The following is a 17,435-nucleotide window of genomic DNA, read 5'->3' as shown; positions in this document are numbered from 1 at the left end:
TGTCACCAGGTTCCGGGCCCTTCCGCGTACGACGTGTACAAGGCGTTCGAGCGGTGGCTCTCAGGCCTCCGGCGTGCTCCGCGCGGCTTCCTTGCGGGCCTTCTCGGCGCGCTCCTCGGCCTCCATCTCGGCGAAGACGTCGATCGGCGGCGGCGCCTTCGCGAGGAAGACCCAGGTGAGGTAGACCGCGAGCAGGAACGGCGGGATCTTCAGGGCGACCAGGACCCAGCCGAACTTGGTCGTGTCGGCCCACCAGTACATCGGGAAGAGGATCGCGCACTTGGCGAGCAGGATGAAGCCCCAGGCCAGGCTGGCCTTCGCGTACGCCTTCTTGCGGCCCGGGTTGCGGGTGCGCCAGGAGAGGTTCTCCTTGAAGACCGGGCCGAGGATCAGGCCGATCAGCGGAACGCCCGCGAGGGTGGTGATCAGGTACGCCAGGGCGAGGCCCAGGGTGTAGAGCATGCCCGGCAGGTAGAAGTCCTTGGCGTTGCCCGTCATCATCGCGAAGACGACGCCGAAGGCGACGCCGAAGACGCCGCTGAAGGCGTGCTTGACGGTGTCGCGACGGATCAGCCGGACGGCGACCAGGACCAGCGAGACCGCGAGCGCGGCGATCGCCGAGATGTGCAGGTCCTTGTTGATCGTGAAGATCGTGACGAAGAGCAGGCCGGGCAGGACCGTCTCGATCATGCCCCGCAGTCCGCCGAAGGCCTCGAACAGCGCGGCCTCGGTGACCTCCTTCGAGGCCTGGGCGTCCTGCGGGGCCTGGGCGTCCTGATCCGTGGTCGGCTTGTCGAGGGACGTCACCGGCTACTCCTGTCCGAGCGGTCGGAGCTCGTATTTGGGGTTGAAGAGGACCCGCCGGCCGTGGCTCATGGAGATCCGGCCGGAGGCGATCAGCTTGCGGCCCGGCTCGATACCCACGATGGAGCGGCGGCCCAGCCAGACGACGTCCAGCGGGGCCGTGCCGTCGAAGAGCTCGGCCTCCAGCGCGGGCACACCGGCACGGGGGCGCAGCGTGACCGTGCGCAAGGTACCAGTCACCTTGACTATCTGGCGGTCGGAGCAGTCACAGATACGCGTGCACCCGGTGGCCTCGGCGTCCTCCTGGAGCTCCTCCGACTCCAGGTCCTCCGTGGTGGAGGAGAGCCGGTCGAGCATCCGGCGGAACCGTCCGGCCGGCTTCTCTGTACGCGGTGCAGCACTCATACAGAAAGCGTACCGGCCTCCACCTCCACGAGGAGCGGCTGTACGCACGACGTTCGCTTCACCGTTCGAAGCGGTAGCCCATGCCCGGTTCGGTGACGAAATGGCGGGGGTGCGAGGGGTCGGCCTCCAGCTTGCGCCGCAGCTGCGCCATGTACACCCGGAGGTAGTTGGTCTCCGTCCCGTACGAGGGGCCCCAGACCTCCTGGAGGAGCTGCTTCTGGCTGACCAGCCGCCCGCCGTTGCGGACGAGGACCTCCAGGAGGTGCCACTCGGTGGGGGTGAGCCGGACGTCCCGTCCTCCGCGGTTGACCTTCTTCGCGGCCAGGTCGACGGTGAAGCCCTCGGTCTCGACGACCACGACCCCGTCCTCGACGCCGCCGACCGGCTCGGCGCGGCGCACGGCCGCGCGCAGCCGCGCGAGCAGCTCGTCCATGCCGAAGGGCTTGGTGACGTAGTCGTCGGCGCCCGCGTCGAGCGCCTCGACCTTCTCGTCGGAGGTCTGCCGTGCGGAGAGGACGAGGATCGGCACCCTCGTCCAGCCGCGCAGGCCCTTGATGACCTCGACGCCGTCCATGTCGGGCAGGCCGAGGTCGAGGACGACGACGTCGGGGTGGCGTTCGGCGGCCAGCCGGAGGGCGGTGGCGCCGTCGGGTGCGGCGTCGACCTCGTACTTCCGCGCCTTGAGGTTGATCACCAGGGCGCGGACGATCTGTGGCTCGTCGTCGACCACGAGGACCCGGGTCATGGAGGGGGACCTTCCTTCTTCGGTGGGGCGGTACGGGGACAGGCACCGCAGGGAGCGGTACGGGACCGGGTCGCGGTGCGCGGTGCGCGCGGTTCAGCTCACGGCGTGCGCCGGGAGGTCGGCGGGCGGCGCCGGGGCCCCGCCCCGTACGGCCCTGAAGGTGAGCACCATGGTCAGCCCGCCGCCCGGGGTGTCCTCGGCGGAGAGGGTTCCGCCCATGGCCTCGACGAAGCCGCGGGCGACCGCGAGGCCCAGTCCGACGCCGGCGCCGCGGGGAGCGTCGCCGAAGCGCTGGAACGGCTCGAAGATGCCGTCCTTGCTCTCGTCGGGCACCCCGGGGCCGCGGTCCACGACGCGCAGCTCGACCCGTTCGCCCAGGGTGCTGGCGGCGACCACCACCGGTACGCCCTCCGGGCTGTACTTCACGGCGTTCTCGACGATGTTGGCGACGGCCCGCTCCAGGAGGCCCTTGTCGACGTCGACCATCGGCAGCGTCTCGGGTATGTCGAGCTCGGCGCTGCCGTCCGGCACTCCCCCGAGGGCCATCGGGACGACCTCGTCGAGGTCGACCGTGCGGATCAGCGGGGTGACGGTGCCGGTCTGCAGGCGGGACATGTCGAGGAGGTTGCCGACGAGGTGGTCGAGGCGGTCGGCGCCGGCCTCGATGCCCTCCAGGAGCTCGCCGCGGTCCTGCTCGGACCATTCGACGTCGTCGGAGCGGAGGGAGGAGACGGAGGCCTTGATGCTCGCGAGCGGGGTCCGCAGGTCGTGGCTGACGGCGGCCAGCAGGGACGTACGGATCTTGTTGCCCTCGGCCTGCTTCCTGGCCTCCTCCGCCTCGCCCACGAGCCGCTGCCGGTCGAGGACGACCGCCGCCTGGGCGGCGAAGGCGCCGAGCACCCGCCGGTCCTCCGCCGGGAGGACCCGGCCGGTGAGCGCGAGGGCCAGGCGGTCGCCGACGGGCATGTCCACGTCGGCGTCCTCCGGCCGGGCGACCGGGTGGGGTCCCACGCTCGCGGCCTGCGTCCACGGCTCGACCTCGTCCGCCCGCTCCAGCAGCGTCACCGTCTCCATCGAGAAGGTCTCGCGGACCCGTTCGAGGAGGGCGTCGAGGCTGGTCTCGCCGCGCAGCACACTGCCGGCGAGGTACGACAGCACCTCGGCCTCGGCGCGGAGCCGGGCGGCCTGATGGGTGCGGCGGGCGGCCAGGTCCACCACGGAGGCGACCGCCATCGCGACGCCGAGGAAGACGGCGAGGGCGACGATGTTCTTGGGGTCGGCGATGGTGATCCGGTGGACGGGCGGGGTGAAGAACCAGTTCAGGAGCAGGGATCCGGCCGCCGCCGAGGCGAGCGCGGGCAGGAACCCGCCGAGCATCGCGGCGGCGACGGTCAGCGCGAGGAAGAGCAGCATGTCGTTGGCGAGGCCGAGGTCGGCGTCGACGTGCGTGAGGAGCAGGGCCAGGAGGACGGGCCCGGCGACGCCGACGAGCCAGCCGCCGAGGATCCGGGACCGTCCGAGGCGCGCCCCGCGCGAGACCGGCAGGCCCCGCCCCTTGGCGACCTCGCTGTGGGTGACGATGTGGACGTCGAGGTCGGGCCCGGAGTCCCGGGCCACGGTCTGGCCGACGCCGGGGCCGAGTATGTACTGCCAGGTGCGGCGGCGGCTGGAGCCGAGGACGATCTGGGTGGCGTTGACCCCGCGCGCGAACTCCAGCAGCGCGGAGGGGATGTCGTCGCCGATGACGTGGTGGAACGTTCCGCCGAGATCCTCGACGAGGGTCCGCTGGACGGCCAGCTCCTTGGGCGAGGCCGCGGTGAGGCCGTCGCTGCGGGCGATGTAGACGGCGAGGACCTCGCCGCCCGCGCCCTTCTCGGCCAGCCGGGTGGCCCGCCGTATGAGCGTGCGGCCCTCGGGACCGCCGGTGAGGCCGACGACGATGCGCTCCCTGGCCTGCCAGGTGGAGCGGATGTTGTGCTCGCCCCGGTACCGCTGGAGGTACTCGTCGACCCGGTCGGCCGTCCAGAGCAGGGCCAGCTCGCGCAGGGCGGTGAGGTTGCCGGGGCGGAAGTAGTTGGAGAGGGCCGCGTCGACCTTGTCCGAGGTGTACACGTTGCCGTGCGCCATCCGGCGCCGGAGGGCCTCCGGGGACATGTCGACCAGCTCGATCTGGTCGGCCCGGCGGACGACCTCGTCCGGGACGGTCTCCTTCTGCCGTACGCCCGTGATCGACTCGACGACGTCGCCCAGGGACTCCAGGTGCTGGATGTTCACGGTCGATACGACGTCGATGCCGGCGGCGAGGAGCTCGGCCACGTCCTGCCAGCGCTTCGGGTTCCGGGAGCCGGGGACGTTCGTGTGGGCGAGCTCGTCGACGAGGGCGACGGCGGGCTTCCTGGCCAGGACCGCGTCGACGTCCATCTCGGTGAAGGTGGCCCCCCGGTACTCCAGGGTCCGCCGCGGCACCTGCTCCAGGCCGTGCAGCATCACCTCCGTACGCGGCCGTCCGTGGTGCTCCACGAAGGCCACCACGCAGTCCGTGCCGCGCTCCACCCGGCGGTGTCCCTCGGAGAGCATCGCGTACGTCTTGCCGACGCCCGGCGCAGCGCCGAGGTAGATCCGAAGCTTGCCGCGTCCCATGGCATGACCATACGTCCAGCCAATCGGACATTCCGCGCACCGGGAGAGGCCCCGGGGCGGTATTGACGTGATTCTGATGTCCGGACGTCGGCGGGACGGCCACCCGGCCCGCCGCCCGGCCCGTCAGTGCTCGATGATCTCGCCGTCGCTCAGCTCCAGGACCCGGTCCGCCAGGCCCAGGAGCTGGGGGTCGTGCGTGGCGACCAGGGCCGTGCAGCCCTCGCTGCGCACCACCGCGCGCAGCAGCTCCATGACGGCGAGCCCGGTCTCCGCGTCCAGCTGCCCGGTCGGCTCGTCGGCGATCAGCAGGGCCGGCTTGTTGGCGAGGGCGCGGGCGATGGCGACCCGCTGCTGCTGGCCGCCGGAGAGCTCCCCGGGCCGCTGGGCAGCGTGGTCGGCGAGGCCCACGAGGGAGAGCAGCAGGGCGACCCGCTCCTCGCGCTCCTTCGGATCGGCCTTCCGCAGCCGCAGGGGTACGCCCACGTTCTCGGCGGCGGAGAGGATCGGGAGGAGCCCGAAGGACTGGAAGATGAAGCCGATCCGGTCCCGGCGCAGCTCGAGGAGCCCGTTCTCGCCGAGCGTGGAGAGGTCGGTGCCGTCGATGACGATCCGGCCCCCGTCGGCGCTGTCGAGGCCGCCCACGAGATTGAGCAGCGTCGTCTTGCCGGATCCCGAGCGGCCCTTGAGGGCGACGAGCTCGCCGCGCGGGATGTCGAAGGAGACCCCGCGCAGGGCGTGGACGGCGGCCTCGCCCGTGCCGTACGAGCGGCGGAGGTCCTCGACGCGGACCATCGGCAGGCCGGCCGGGTCCTCGGCGACGGCCGTCGCGGATCGCGTGCTGCTCTCACTCACCCTGTACTCCCCCTCCTCGAACACATGCGCCCGCCAGTATGGTCCGCGGCCGGGCCCCAGGGCCAGACCCGGAAACGACCGTGGGCCGCTTCCCGTACGAGTCGTACGGGAAGCGGCCCACCATCAACGTTCCGAATCGGAATCGCGGCTCAGCGGATCTCGGTGACCTCCGGGCCGCGCTGGAGCTGCCCCATGCCGCCGGAGAAGCGCGAGTTCGCCTGCTCCTCCTGCTGGACACCGTCCGGCACCATCTGCGCGTCGTTCGGGAGCTTGAGGACGATCGGGTCGCGCGGGGCCATGGGACCGTCACCGCGGACGATCACGGTGTCCCGCACGATCTGTTCGAGGAGTCCGGCGGCCTCGGGCTGCACCGCGCCCTGCCCGGAGATCACTCCGCGCAGGAACCAGCGGGGCCCGTCGACGCCCACGAAGCGCACCAGCTGTACGCCGCGGTTGCCGTCCGGCAGCTGCACGGGCACCTGGGCCCGCAGTTCCCAGCCGAGGGGGCCCTCGACCTCGTCGATGACACCGCCCTGCTGGATGATGCCGGTCGCGATCTCGTCGCGGACCTCGCCCCAGATGCCCTCGTTCTTCGGGGCGGCGAAGGCCTGGAGCTGCACGGCGCTGTCGCGCAGGACGACGGTGGCCGCGACGATCGCGTCACCCGCCACCTCGACCCGCAGCTCCATGCCCTCGACTCCGGGCACGAAGACGCCACCGAGGTCGACCCGGCCGTCCTCCGGCGTGGAGACCTCGGAGATGTCCCACGGTCCGTCGGGCCGGGGCGCAGGCGGAAGGTTCACCCGACGCGGCGCCTCGGCCGATGCGCCGTCGCCGGCCTCGACCTCCTCGACGCCCTGCTCGGCCTCGCCCGCTGCGTCCTCAGCGGCACCGCTCTTCTTGCGACGTCCGAACACGTCACTGTCCTTCCCGGTCGGATACGACCGAAGCGTATCGATTCCCACCCGTTGAGCCGTCCACGGCGGCATGGCCGCCGGTGGACCCGAAGCCCCCCTCGGCCCGCGCCGAGCCGGGAAGCTCCGCCACCTCGTGGAAGCGCACCTTCTCGACCTGCTGGACGACCAGTTGGGCAATCCGGTCGAACCGCTCGAACCGCACGCTCTCGCGCGGGTCGAGATTGACCACGATCACTTTGATCTCTCCACGGTACCCGGCATCCACCGTCCCCGGGGCATTCACCAGGGCGACTCCGCAGCGGGCGGCCAGGCCGGAGCGGGGGTGCACGAAGGCGGCGTACCCGTCCGGCAGCGCGATGGAGACCCCGGTGGGCAGCACGGCGCGCTCCCCGGGGGCGAGGACGGCGGCCTCGGTGGTCACGAGGTCGGCGCCGGCGTCGCCGGGGTGCCCGTAGGCCGGGACCGGCACCTCGGGGTCCAGGAGCCGGATCAGTACGTCGATGGGCTTGCTCATCAGGGGTTCACCTCGAAGGCGCGGGCGCGCCGGACCTGGTCGGGGTCGGACATGGCCGCCTGGATCTCCTCCGGCCGGCCGTTGTCGATGAAGTGGTCGACCTTGACCTCGACGAAGAGGGCGTCCGCGCGGACGGCGACGGGGCCCTCGGGCCCGCCGATCCGGCCGACGGCGGTCGAGAAGATCTTGCGGCCGTGCACGGCGGTGACCGCGGCCTCCAGGTGGAGCACGGTGCCCACCGGGACGGGACGCGCGAAGTCGGTTTCCAGTCTGCCGGTCACGGCGATGACCCGCAGCAGCCAGTTCAGGGAGCCGAGGGTCTCGTCGAGCGCGGTGGCGAGGACGCCGCCGTGCGCGAGGCCGGGGGCGCCCTGGTGGTCGGGGGTCACGGTGAACTCGGCGGTGACGGTCACGCCCTCGCCCGCCCGCGCCTCCAGGTGCAGGCCGTGGGGCTGGCCGCCGCCGCACCCGAAGCAGTACTCGTAGTGCGAACCGAGCAGCTCGCCGGGGGCCGGCGCGTCGGGGTGGCGCACCGGCGGTATGGCGTCGGCCGGCGGGGTGAGGGCGGCAGATGTTGCAGTCACAGGCGCAGACCTTACCCGCGCGGCCGGGCGCGGGTCGCGCCGTGCCAAGCTTGGACGCATGCAGCCTTCCGCGCCGTCCCCCGCCCCCTCCTCCGAGCCTTCGCCCGGGCTGTCCGCCGAGTCGTCCGTCGAGACCTCCGTCGGGGAGCCCGTCGGGGCGCCCGCCGAATCGTCCCAGGTGACGGCCCCGGCCTCGGCGGCGGCCGCGCCGCGCTTCGACGAGCGGCTGACGGCTCCCCGTTCGTGGTGGGTGATCGCGGGCCTGCTCGGTCTGTCCGGCGGTCTGGTCATGTCCCCGATGGGGGCGGTCCCGATGCTGGGCGGGGTGATCGTGGCGGCGGTGCTCGCCGGGGCGGCGGTCTCCTCGTACGGCTCCGCCCGGATCCGGGTGGTGGCCGGTTCGCTGGTGGCGGGCGAGGCGCGGATCCCGGTCTCGGCACTCGGGGCGGCCGAGGTCCTGGACGCGGAGGAGGCGCGCGCCTGGCGCTCGTACAAGGCCGACCCGCGCGCCTTCATGGTGATGCGCAGTTACGTGCCGGGGGCGGTACGTGTCGAGGTCACGGACCCGGCGGACCCGACGCCGTACGTGTACCTGTCCAGCCGTGCGCCGGAGGCGCTCGTGGAGGCGCTGGAGTCCGTACGCGCCGAAGCCTGACCCGGCCGGGTCGTACACGCCTGAGCCCGTCCCAGGAGGCGCTGGTACGCGCTGGGCAGCCCGTCCCAGGAGGCGCTGGACCGCGCCTGGGCAAGCCAGTCCCGGGAGGCGCCTGGGCCCGTCCCAGGAGTCCGTACGCGCGCCGAGGTCGCCGTCGGGCCGCCCCGCCCGGGCGGTGGTGGTGACCGGCCCGGCGGGGAGAGCTAGAAGCCGATCTCCTTGGGGTTCTCGGGCTGGTCCAGCGGGGGCAGCTCGGGGAGGTCGTCCCAGGGGATCTGGCGGGCTCGCAGGTCCTTGCGGATGTGCTCCGCGAGCTTCTTGGTGTCGCGCCGGTTCATGACCGCGCCGACGGCGGCGCCGACCATGAAGGGCATGAGGTTCGGCAGGTTGCGCACCATGCGCTTCATGATCTGCTGGCGCAGCTCGCGCTTGAGCTGCCCGCCGAGTGCCGCGTTGACGGTGGTGGGCCTGGTGGGGTCGATGCCCCGCTCCTCGGCCCAGGAGGTCAGATAGGCGGTCGAGCGCTGTGTGATCCGGCCTGGCGGCCGCAGTCCGTACACCTCGTGAAGTTCGGCGATGAGCTTGAGCTCGACGGCGGCGACGCCGGTGATCTCGGCCGCCAGTTCGGCCGGCATGGCCGGGGGTACGGGAAGCATGGCGGCGGCGCCGACGCCCGCGCCGACGGTCGAGCTCGCGTTCGCGGCGCCCATGACGAGTTTGTCGGCGATCGCCTCGGGTCCGAGCCCGGGGAAGTGTCTGCGCAGGGTCGCCAGGTCGCGGACCGGGATCCGCGGGGCGAGGTCGATCAACCGATCCGCCAGATGGCCGATGCCGGCCTTGGCGCTGTCGCCGCCGCGCCTCACGCCGTCCCTGACGCTCTGCGCGACGCCGCGCCGGACGGCCTCGATACGGTCGGAGTCGATCTTTATTCTGTCCAGCTGGGCCCGCGCGGGGTTGGCCAGCCGTTTGACGGCGTCCAGGCGGGCCTGGCGCGCCGAGGCCCGGACCTCGGCCCGCTCCGCGGGGAGCCGTGCCGAATCCGGTCCGGTGCCCGAACCGGCAGCCGGCTCGACACGCGAACCGGTTACCGCCTCGATGTCCGCGACGACTGCTTCGAGCGAGGCCGAACGGCCCCGCTCGTCGTCACGTGCACCGGGGGAGGGCAGGGGGGCGGCCCGCTCGGCTTCAGGGGCCTTCTGGGCACCCTCTGCCGGGCTTGTGCCGCCCTTGTCCGTCTCCGAGCTCCCAGGGAGCCGCAGACGCCGCTTCCGGGACGGTGTGTCGCCTGCCACGGCCGAGCAGTCTCAGTCGCAGTCGCGGCAGATCGGCTGACCGTTCTTCTCCCGGGCCAGCTGGCTCCGGTGGTGCACGAGGAAGCAGCTCATGCACGTGAACTCGTCGGCCTGCTTGGGCAGGACCCGAACGGCGAGCTCCTCGTTCGAAAGGTCGGCGCCGGGCAGCTCCAGGCCTTCCGCGGCCTCGAACTCGTCGACGTCGACCGTCGAGGTCGACTTGTCGTTCCGGCGAGCCTTCAGTTCTTCAAGGCTGTCCGAGTCGACGTCGTCGTCGGTCTTGCGTGGGGTGTCGTAATCCGTTGCCATGTCGCTCTCCCCCTCTGGGTGGTTGCGGTGTCTCAGCGCACGTAACGCGTGAGAGGTCGGACTTGTGCCCGACCTGAGGCGGAGATTTTGCCTCACATCAAGGTCTGTTACTCAATCGACACCCGTCGCGCCCTCTCATGAGTGATCGGCTTCGGGTGGCGAACCGGACCGTACACGGTCCTCCGGGCGCCCTTCACAGGCGCCACCCCGTGTACTTCCCGTCATTCCGGGCCCCGGAAACCCGGACTTTTCCTGGTTTTCCGAGGGATTTCTCGGTCACGGAGAGTGGAGGTCCGGACACCCTCTCCTGTGATCGATCACACATGAGCGTCTCAGAATCAGGGCCCGGGAATTCCGCGCAAAGCGAACGGAACCGGTCGGCTCGTGCAGTGTGTCAGATCGGCAGAGTGACGCGCATCACGAGACCACCGCCCTCGCGGGGCTCCGCGATGATACGGCCGCCGTGCGCCCGCGCCACGGACCGCGCGATCGACAGGCCGAGGCCGACCCCCTTGTCACTGCCGGTGCGCTCCTGCCGGAGCCGCCGGAACGGTTCGAAGAGGTTGTCGATCTCGTACGCGGGGACCACCGGTCCCGTGTTCGACACGACCAGGACCGCCTGGCCGTCCTCGATCTCGGTGGTGACCTCCACCCAGCCTCCTTCCGGCACGTTGTACCTGACGGCGTTCTGGAGCAGGTTCAGCGCGATCCGCTCCAGCAGTACGCCGTTGCCCTGGACCACCGCGGGCGCGCGCTCGCCCCTGATCTCGACGCCCTTGGCCACGGCCTCGGCGTGCGTCTGGTCGATGCCGCGGGAGGCGACCTCGGCGAGGTCGACGGGTTTGCGCTCGATGATCTGGTTGTCGCTCCTGGCGAGCAGCAGCAGGCCCTCGACGAGCTGTTCGCTGCGCTCGTTGGTGGCGAGCAGGGTCTTGCCGAGCTGTTGGAGCTCCACCGGCGCCCCGGGGTCCGAGAGGTGGACCTCCAGGAGCGTGCGGTTGATCGCGAGCGGGGTGCGCAGCTCGTGCGAGGCGTTGGCGACGAACCGCTGCTGGGCGGTGAAGGCGCGCTCCAGGCGCTCCAGCATCTCGTCGAAGGTGTCGGCGAGCTCCTTGAGCTCGTCGTCGGGGCCGTCCAGCTCGATCCGGCGGGCCAGGTCGGACCCGGCCACCTGGCGGGCGGTGCGGGTGATCCGGCCGAGCGGGGAGAGCACCCGGCCCGCCATGGCGTAGCCGAAGGCGAAGGCGATGATGCTCAGGCCGAGCAGGGCGAAGAGCGAGCGGCGCAGGAGGTCGTCCAGGGCCAGGTCGCTCTGGTGCCGCAGACAGACCGAGACGGCTTCGTTGAGCTGTTCCCCGGTCCCCTGGACGGGCAGCTGACACCAGGAGGTGGTCGGCTGGACCTTGCCCTCGACGACCTTGAAGGGAAGCTCGGAGGCGCTGTCGCTCAGCGTCTGCGCCGTGAAGAGGTAGATGATCGAGAGCAGCAGGATGCCGGCGATCAGGAACATCCCGCCGTACAGCAGCGTGAGTCGTATGCGGATGGTCGGGCGCAGCAGCGGCCGGACCGGGTCCCGGGGGTCCCAGGTCGGTTTCGGAGGCGCCTGCGGGTGGGGCGCGGGAGTCGTGGCCATCGCGTCAGATCCGGTACCCGGAGCCGGGCACGGTGACGATGACCGGGGGCTCGCCGAGCTTGCGGCGCAGGGTCATGACGGTGACGCGCACCACGTTGGTGAAGGGGTCGGTGTTCTCGTCCCAGGCCTTCTCCAGGAGCTGCTCGGCCGAGACGACGGCGCCCTCGCTGCGCATGAGGACTTCGAGGACGGCGAACTCCTTCGGCGCGAGCTGGACCTCCTTGCCCTCGCGGAAGACCTCACGGCGGTTCGGGTCGAGCTTGATCCCGGCGCGCTCCAGGACGGGCGGGAGCGGCACGGTGGTGCGCCGGCCGAGGGCGCGCACGCGCGCGGTGAGCTCGGTGAAGGCGAAGGGCTTGGGGAGGTAGTCGTCCGCGCCGAGCTCCAGGCCCTCGACCCGGTCGCTGACGTCGCCGGACGCGGTGAGCATCAGCACGCGCGTGGGCATGCCGAGCTCGACGATCTTGCGGCAGACGTCGTCGCCGTGGACGAGCGGGAGGTCGCGGTCGAGGACGACGACGTCGTAGTCGTTCACCCCGACGCGCTCCAGGGCGGCGGCGCCGTCGTACACGACGTCGACCGCCATGGCCTCCCGGCGCAGTCCGGTGGCCACCGCATCGGCGAGCAGCTGCTCGTCCTCGACGACGAGTACGCGCACGTCGTATTCCTTCCCTTTGAGCCGCCGCCCGCAGGGAGACCGGCTGAAAACCTGAGCACTGACTGTGCGTGTCCATCCTGCCCCGTACGCGCGTAAACCGGCTGTAAGACGGCTGTGCTGGGGGCGGGGCGTGGGGGGTGGTGAGGAGGGGGCGCACGGTCGGGCGTTTGACCCCTCGAACGGTGGCCCACGAAGAATTCACCTGATTCACGGGCCAGTTGAGGTTTCTGCCCGGAAGCGGGTGGGGAGGACGTCTGCACACCCCGTGATCACGCCCTGTATGTGGCGCGCCACCTACCGCCTTCTGTCCCCCAGAGGCAGCAGTGTGTGATCCACCCACCCTCGGCACACCCCCGTGCCACCGGACCCACGACGAGGGGGCGCACGATGGACGCTTTCACCGCAGGACTGCTGCACCGGATCAGGGCCGCTCAGACTGACCTCACGCACGCTCGTGAGACGGGCGACGACTTCCTCGCGGACGTCGAGCTGGCGGAGCTGGAGGACCTGCACCGCCTGGCCGCCGAGCACGGCGTGGAGGTCGCCGCGCCGGGCGTCTGACCCGACCCGACCCACGCGTGCGAGGGCCCCGGAGCCGTCCAGGCTCCGGGGCCCTCGCACGTCCTCCTGACGGGAGGGCGGCTCCGGTCTAGTCGTGCCAGGCCCCGAGCTCCTCCAGGAGCTCCTGGAGCGGCGCGAAGACGCCCGGCGAGGCCGCCACGGTCAGCTCGCCCGACTCCGGCTCCCCCGGTCGGCCACCCGTCAGGGCGCCCGCCTCGCGGGCGATGAGCGCCCCCGCCGCCAGGTCCCAGGGGTTGAGGCCGCGCTCGTAGTACGCGTCGAGGCGGCCGGCGGCGACGTCGCACAGGTCGATCGCGGCCGAGCCTCCCCGGCGGATGTCCCGGACGCGCGGGATCACGCGCTGGGCGACGTCGGCCTGGTGGGCGCGCCGGGACTGGATGTACCCGAAGCCGGTGCCCACGAGGGCCTGGTCGAGCTCGGGCGAGGGGCGGGCGGCGAGGCGCCGCTCCCCCGCGTACGCGCCGCCGCCGAGGACCGCCCGGTAGGTCTCGCCGCGCATCGGGACGTCGACGACGCCGACCACGGTCTCGCCGTCCCGCTCGGCGGCGATCGAGACCGCCCAGGTGGGCAGGCCGTACAGGTAGTTCACCGTGCCGTCGAGCGGGTCGATGACCCAGCGGATCCCGCTCGTCCCGGGGCTCGACGCACCCTCCTCGCCGAGGAAGCCGTCCTGCGGGCGGTGCTCGGCGAGGAAGCCGGTGATCAGTTTCTCGGCGGCGATGTCCATCTCGGTGACCACGTCGATGGGGCTCGACTTGGTCTTCGCCACGGCCAGGTCGTCCGGCCGGCCGTCGCGCAGCAGCGCTCCGGCCCGCCGGGCGGCCTCCAGGCCGAGGTCGAGCAGTTCGGTGAGCAGTGGGTCGGTCACGTCGGTCACGCTGACTCCTTACGCGTACGGACTGTCGGCGCCGGCCGCCGCCGGCCGCTCCGCCCTGGCCGGGCAGCAGCCGATGGGGCACAGGTCGTGGGAGGCGCCGAGGGCGCCGAGGGCGCACCGCTCGGCCCGGGCCCCCCGCTCGTTCGCCGCGCGCTCCAGGACGAGCTCGCGGACGGCCGCGGCGAAGCGCGGGTCGGCCCCGACGGTCGCGGAGCGCCGGACGGGCAGGCCGAGCTCGGCCGCCTTGGCGGTGGCCTCCGTGTCGAGGTCGTACAGGACCTCCATGTGGTCGGAGACGAAGCCGATCGGGACCATGACGGCCGCGGGCACCCCGGCGCCGTGCAGCTCCTCCAGGTGGTCGCAGATGTCGGGCTCCAGCCACGGGATGTGGGGGGCGCCGCTGCGGGACTGGTAGACGAGCTTCCAGGGGTACGCGACGCCGGTCTCCTCGCGGACCGCCTCGACGATCACCCGCGCCACGTCGAGGTGCTGGCGCACATAGGCACCGCCCTCGCCGTGTTCGGTGACCGGGCCGGAGCTGTCGGCGGCGGAGTCGGGGATGGAGTGGGTCGTGAAGGCGAGGTGTGCGCCGTCCCGGACGGACGCGTCGAGGTCGGCGAGGGAGGCGAGCACGCCCTCGACCATGGGCTCGACGAAGCCGGGGTGGTTGAAGTAGTGCCGGAGCTTGTCGACCCGGGGCAGCGGGAGCCCTTCGGCCTCCAGGGCGGCGAGCGCGTCGGCGAGGTTCTCGCGGTACTGGCGGCAGCCGGAGTAGGAGGCGTACGCGCTGGTGGTGAGGACGGCGATGTGGCGCCGGCCGTCGGTGATCATCTCGCGGAGGGTGTCGGTGAGGTACGGCGCCCAGTTCCGGTTTCCCCAGTAGACCGGGAGGCCGAGACCGGCCTCCGTGAAGTCCGTCCGCAGCGCGTCGAGCAGCGCGCGGTTCTGGTCGTTGATCGGGCTGACGCCGCCGAAGAGGAAGTAGTGCTGCCCCACTTCCTTGAGCCGCTCCTTCGGGATGCCTCGGCCGCGCGTCACGTTCTCCAGGAACGGGACCACGTCGTCCGGGCCCTCGGGGCCGCCGAAGGAGAGCAGCAGCAGGGCGTCGTACGGGGCGGGATCGTGCTGATCGGACATGGCACCGATCTTCCCACCCGCTTCCGGCGGTGGAGGGCGCGGCCCGTCCGACGGCGTTCGTCCCACGGCAGGGCGCGGCCCGCCCCACGGCGGCGGGCGCGGCCCGTCCGACGGACGTCCGTCCGACGGCGTCCGTCCGACGGAGCGCCCGGCGGAGCGCCCGGCGGCGCCTGTCCGAAAAGGGGGATGACCGATCGACTTCAACACCGTAGGCTTTAGCTATTAATTACACGTGTTGAGTCGTCGCCCGGAGCCAGCTCCGAAGCACGGAGATCCGGAGAGCCTCTTGCCCAGCCCCTACCGCGCGATCTTCGCGGCCCCCGGAACCACCTCGTTCTCCGTCGCCGGATTCTTCGGCCGGATGCCGCTGTCCATGATGGGCATCGGCGTCGTCACCATGATCTCGCAGGTCACCGGCAGGTACGGCCTCGCCGGCGCGCTCTCGGCGGCGCTCGCGATGTCCGCCGCGGTCCTCGGCCCCCTGGTCTCGCGTCTGGTCGACCGCCACGGGCAGCGCAGGGTGCTCCGCCCCGCGACCCTCATCTCGCTCGCCGGTGCCGCCGGCCTGCTCGTCTGCGTGCAGCAGGAGGCGCCCGACTGGACGCTCTTCGTCTTCACGGCCGTGATCGGCTGTGTGCCGAGCATCGGGGCGATGACCCGGTCCCGCTGGGCGGAGATCTACCGCGGCGACGAGCGGCGCCTGCACACCGCGTACTCGTGGGAGTCGATCGTCGACGAGGTGTGCTTCATCTTCGGTCCGATCATCTCCATCGGTCTGTCGACGACCTGGTTCCCCGAGGCCGGCCCGCTCTTCGCCGGGATGTTCCTGGCCGTCGGCGTCTTCTGGCTGACCGCGCAGCGCGCCACGGAGCCCGTGCCGCACCCCCGGGAGAGCGGCGAGAAGACCACGTCCGCGCTCCGCTCCCCCGGTCTCCAGGTCCTCGCCCTCGCCTTCGTCGCCACCGGGGCCGTCTTCGGCTCGGTGGACGTCGTGACCGTGGCCTTCGCCGAGGAGCAGGGCCACAAGGCGGCCGCCAGCCTCGTCCTCGCCGTCTACGCCCTCGGCTCCTGTCTGGCCGGCGCCGTCTTCGGACTGCTGCACCTCAAGGGCGAGCCGTCCCGCCGCTGGCTCCTGGGCGTCTGCGCGATGGCCGTGAGTATGATCCCCCTCCTACTGGCCGGGAACTTGCCGTTGCTGGCCGTGGCGCTCTTTGTCGCGGGCCTCTCCATCGCACCGACGATGGTGACCACGATGGCCCTCGTCGAAGCGCACGTACCGCGCACCAAGCTGACCGAGGGCATGACCTGGACGGGTACCGGGCTCGCGATCGGCGTGGCGCTCGGCTCCTCGGCCGCCGGCTGGGTGGTCGACGCGTCCGGGGCGGAGGCGGGGTACGTGGTGCCCGTCGTCTCGGGTGCGCTCGCGGTCGCGGTGGGTCTCCTCGGACACCGCCGGCTGAGCAGGCCGGCGCCGAACCGGGAGGGGCAGCGTGAGCGGGACGACAACAGCGGGGTCGGGAAGCGCCAGGACGGAGAGCAGCCCGTGGCGTAACTGGGCGGGGAACGTCACCTCACGTCCGGTACGGGAGGTGAGCCCGGCCTCGGCCGAGGAGCTCGCCGAGGCGGTGCGCCGGGCGGCCGCGGACGGCCTGCGGGTGAAGACGGTCGGCACCGGCCACTCCTTCACCTCGATCGCCGCCACCGACGGGGTGCTGATCCGGCCCGGGCTGCTGACCGGGATCCGGCGCATCGACCGCGAGGCGATGACCGTCACGGTCGAGTCGGGCACCCCGCTCAAGCGGCTCAACGTGGCGCTGGCCCGGGAGGGCCTGTCGCTCACGAACATGGGCGACATCATGGAGCAGACCGTCGCCGGGGCCACCTCCACGGGCACCCACGGCACGGGCCGCGACTCCGCCTCGATAGCCGCGCAGATCCGCGAGCTGGAGCTGGTGACGGCGGACGGGCGGCTGCTGACCTGCTCGGAGAAGGAGAATCCCGAGGTCTTCGCGGCCGCCCGGATCGGGCTCGGCGCCCTCGGTGTGGTCACGGCCATCACCTTCGCGGTGGAGCCGGTCTTCCTGCTCACCGCGCGCGAGGAGCCGATGACCTTCGACCGGGTCACCTCGGAGTTCGACGCGCTGCACGCGGAGAACGAGCACTTCGAGTTCTACTGGTTCCCCCACACGGACAACTGCAACACCAAGCGCAACAACCGCAGCGCGGGCCCCGCAGCTCCTCCCGGAAGGGTCAGCGGCTGGATCGAGGACGAGCTCCTCTCCAACGGGCTCTTCCAGGTGGCCTGCTCGGTGGGGCGCGCGGTCCCGCCGGTCATCCCCTCGATCGCCAAGGTCTCCAGCAGGGCCCTGTCGGCCCGTACCTACACCGACATCCCGTACAAGGTCTTCACCTCGCCTCGCCGGGTGCGCTTCCTGGAGATGGAGTACGCGCTCCCGCGCGAGGCGGCGGTCGCCGCGCTGCGGGAGGTCAAGGCGATGGTCGAGCGCTCGCCGCTCAAGGTGAGCTTCCCGGTGGAGGTGCGTACGGCGCCGGCCGACGACATCGCGCTGTCCACGGCCTCGGGGCGGGAGACCGCGTACATCGCCGTCCACCTCTACAAGGGAACGCCCCACCGCGCGTACTTCACCGCGGTGGAGCGCATCATGACGGCGCACGGGGGGCGCCCCCACTGGGGCAAGGTCCACACCCGTGACGCCGCCTACCTCTCCGAGGTCTACCCGCGCTTCGCCGAGTTCACGGCGCTGCGCGACCGGCTGGACCCGGACCGGCTGTTCGGCAACGACTACCTGCGCCGGGTCCTCGGCGACTGA

Annotated in this window: 18 protein-coding genes; 4 read left to right on the top strand and 14 right to left on the bottom strand. The window is 72.0% G+C overall.

The window, feature by feature from the left end:
• Positions 1-60: 60 nt before the first annotated feature.
• The 8 genes from OG361_RS30005 to OG361_RS29970 all read right to left on the bottom strand — a co-directional run bounded on the left by OG361_RS30005 (position 61) and on the right by OG361_RS29970 (position 7,461).
• A complete protein-coding gene (locus OG361_RS30005) occupies positions 61-807 on the bottom strand; it encodes a DUF3159 domain-containing protein (RefSeq protein ID WP_405858443.1) in 747 nt (248 codons plus the stop codon).
• A gap of 3 nt (positions 808-810) precedes the next feature.
• Positions 811-1,209 (bottom strand): OB-fold nucleic acid binding domain-containing protein, encoded by a 399-nt coding sequence (locus OG361_RS30000; RefSeq protein WP_405858441.1) that lies wholly within the window; start codon positions 1,207-1,209, stop codon positions 811-813.
• Positions 1,210-1,267: 58 nt separating this feature from the next.
• The gene (locus OG361_RS29995) at positions 1,268-1,954 is read right to left on the bottom strand and encodes a response regulator (RefSeq protein ID WP_405858440.1); all 687 of its coding nucleotides are present in this window, start codon (positions 1,952-1,954) and stop codon (positions 1,268-1,270) included.
• 93 nt (positions 1,955-2,047) lie between these two features.
• Entirely contained in the window at positions 2,048-4,594 is a 2,547-nt protein-coding gene (locus OG361_RS29990) for a DUF4118 domain-containing protein (RefSeq protein WP_405858438.1), read from the bottom strand.
• 123 nt (positions 4,595-4,717) lie between these two features.
• Positions 4,718-5,386: an ABC transporter ATP-binding protein gene (locus tag OG361_RS29985; RefSeq protein ID WP_384577658.1), complete on the bottom strand. Its 669-nt coding sequence runs from the start codon at positions 5,384-5,386 to the stop codon at positions 4,718-4,720.
• Between the two features lie 209 nt (positions 5,387-5,595).
• A complete protein-coding gene (locus OG361_RS29980) occupies positions 5,596-6,363 on the bottom strand; it encodes a DUF3710 domain-containing protein (protein WP_405858436.1) in 768 nt (255 codons plus the stop codon).
• Between the two features lies 1 nt (position 6,364).
• Positions 6,365-6,877 carry a dUTP diphosphatase gene (dut, locus tag OG361_RS29975; protein WP_384577651.1) on the bottom strand — a complete coding sequence of 171 codons (513 nt, stop codon included), beginning with the start codon at positions 6,875-6,877 and terminating at the stop codon, positions 6,365-6,367.
• On the bottom strand, positions 6,877-7,461 hold the full coding sequence (locus OG361_RS29970; RefSeq protein WP_024758523.1) for a PaaI family thioesterase: 585 nt from the start codon (positions 7,459-7,461) through the stop codon (positions 6,877-6,879). Before OG361_RS29970 ends, dut begins: the two co-directional genes overlap by 1 nt.
• Before the next feature lie 178 nt (positions 7,462-7,639).
• Here OG361_RS29970 and OG361_RS29965 point away from each other — a divergent pair, with 178 nt between their 5' ends.
• Positions 7,640-8,116, top strand: a complete 477-nt coding sequence (locus tag OG361_RS29965) for a DUF3093 domain-containing protein (protein ID WP_384577659.1) — start codon at positions 7,640-7,642, stop codon at positions 8,114-8,116.
• Between the two features lie 203 nt (positions 8,117-8,319).
• Here OG361_RS29965 and OG361_RS29960 read toward each other — a convergent pair whose 3' ends face one another.
• From OG361_RS29960 to OG361_RS29945, 4 genes are all read right to left on the bottom strand, one after another.
• Positions 8,320-9,408 carry a hypothetical protein gene (locus tag OG361_RS29960; protein ID WP_405858434.1) on the bottom strand — a complete coding sequence of 363 codons (1,089 nt, stop codon included), beginning with the start codon at positions 9,406-9,408 and terminating at the stop codon, positions 8,320-8,322.
• A 12-nt stretch (positions 9,409-9,420) separates the two neighbouring features.
• Complete coding sequence (locus tag OG361_RS29955; protein ID WP_003955561.1) at positions 9,421-9,717, bottom strand: DUF4193 domain-containing protein; 297 nt, start codon at positions 9,715-9,717, stop codon at positions 9,421-9,423.
• 394 nt (positions 9,718-10,111) lie between these two features.
• On the bottom strand, positions 10,112-11,350 hold the full coding sequence (locus tag OG361_RS29950; protein ID WP_405858430.1) for a sensor histidine kinase: 1,239 nt from the start codon (positions 11,348-11,350) through the stop codon (positions 10,112-10,114).
• Positions 11,351-11,354: 4 nt separating this feature from the next.
• Positions 11,355-12,008, bottom strand: a complete 654-nt coding sequence (locus tag OG361_RS29945) for a response regulator transcription factor (RefSeq protein ID WP_017237674.1) — start codon at positions 12,006-12,008, stop codon at positions 11,355-11,357.
• 387 nt (positions 12,009-12,395) lie between these two features.
• Here OG361_RS29945 and OG361_RS29940 point away from each other — a divergent pair, with 387 nt between their 5' ends.
• Complete coding sequence (locus OG361_RS29940) at positions 12,396-12,569, top strand: hypothetical protein (protein ID WP_384577656.1); 174 nt, start codon at positions 12,396-12,398, stop codon at positions 12,567-12,569.
• An 88-nt stretch (positions 12,570-12,657) separates the two neighbouring features.
• On the opposite strand, the gene OG361_RS29935 is transcribed toward OG361_RS29940, so the two are convergent.
• Both OG361_RS29935 and OG361_RS29930 read right to left on the bottom strand, forming a co-directional pair.
• A complete protein-coding gene (locus OG361_RS29935) occupies positions 12,658-13,458 on the bottom strand; it encodes an inositol monophosphatase family protein (RefSeq protein ID WP_405862520.1) in 801 nt (266 codons plus the stop codon).
• An 18-nt stretch (positions 13,459-13,476) separates the two neighbouring features.
• Positions 13,477-14,604, bottom strand: coding sequence for a ferrochelatase (locus tag OG361_RS29930; protein ID WP_384567891.1), 1,128 nt, complete (start codon positions 14,602-14,604; stop codon positions 13,477-13,479).
• A gap of 286 nt (positions 14,605-14,890) precedes the next feature.
• Here OG361_RS29930 and OG361_RS29925 point away from each other — a divergent pair, with 286 nt between their 5' ends.
• Positions 14,891-16,156: an MFS transporter gene (locus OG361_RS29925; RefSeq protein ID WP_405858427.1), complete on the top strand. Its 1,266-nt coding sequence runs from the start codon at positions 14,891-14,893 to the stop codon at positions 16,154-16,156.
• The gene (locus OG361_RS29920) at positions 16,095-17,435 is read left to right on the top strand and encodes a D-arabinono-1,4-lactone oxidase (RefSeq protein WP_405858425.1); all 1,341 of its coding nucleotides are present in this window, start codon (positions 16,095-16,097) and stop codon (positions 17,433-17,435) included. The genes OG361_RS29925 and OG361_RS29920 overlap by 62 nt, the downstream gene beginning before the upstream one ends.

Source organism: Streptomyces sp. NBC_00090, from assembly GCF_045160815.1.
Classification (GTDB): Bacteria; Actinomycetota; Actinomycetes; order Streptomycetales; family Streptomycetaceae; genus Streptomyces.
Note: the sequence above shows the minus strand (reverse complement) of the source record. Positions and strands in the feature narration are given on the sequence as shown.

Coding starts and splice junctions, on each gene's coding strand:
- OG361_RS30000 (WP_405858441.1), bottom strand. CDS start 1,209: ATGAGTGCTGCACCGCGTACAGAGAAGCCGGCCGGACGGTTCCGCCGG.
- OG361_RS29995 (WP_405858440.1), bottom strand. CDS start 1,954: ATGACCCGGGTCCTCGTGGTCGACGACGAGCCACAGATCGTCCGCGCC.
- OG361_RS29990 (WP_405858438.1), bottom strand. CDS start 4,594: ATGGGACGCGGCAAGCTTCGGATCTACCTCGGCGCTGCGCCGGGCGTC.
- OG361_RS29985 (WP_384577658.1), bottom strand. CDS start 5,386: ATGGTCCGCGTCGAGGACCTCCGCCGCTCGTACGGCACGGGCGAGGCC.
- dut (WP_384577651.1), bottom strand. CDS start 6,877: ATGAGCAAGCCCATCGACGTACTGATCCGGCTCCTGGACCCCGAGGTG.
- OG361_RS29955 (WP_003955561.1), bottom strand. CDS start 9,717: ATGGCAACGGATTACGACACCCCACGCAAGACCGACGACGACGTCGAC.
- OG361_RS29950 (WP_405858430.1), bottom strand. CDS start 11,350: ATGGCCACGACTCCCGCGCCCCACCCGCAGGCGCCTCCGAAACCGACC.
- OG361_RS29940 (WP_384577656.1), top strand. CDS start 12,396: ATGGACGCTTTCACCGCAGGACTGCTGCACCGGATCAGGGCCGCTCAG.
- OG361_RS29930 (WP_384567891.1), bottom strand. CDS start 14,604: ATGTCCGATCAGCACGATCCCGCCCCGTACGACGCCCTGCTGCTGCTC.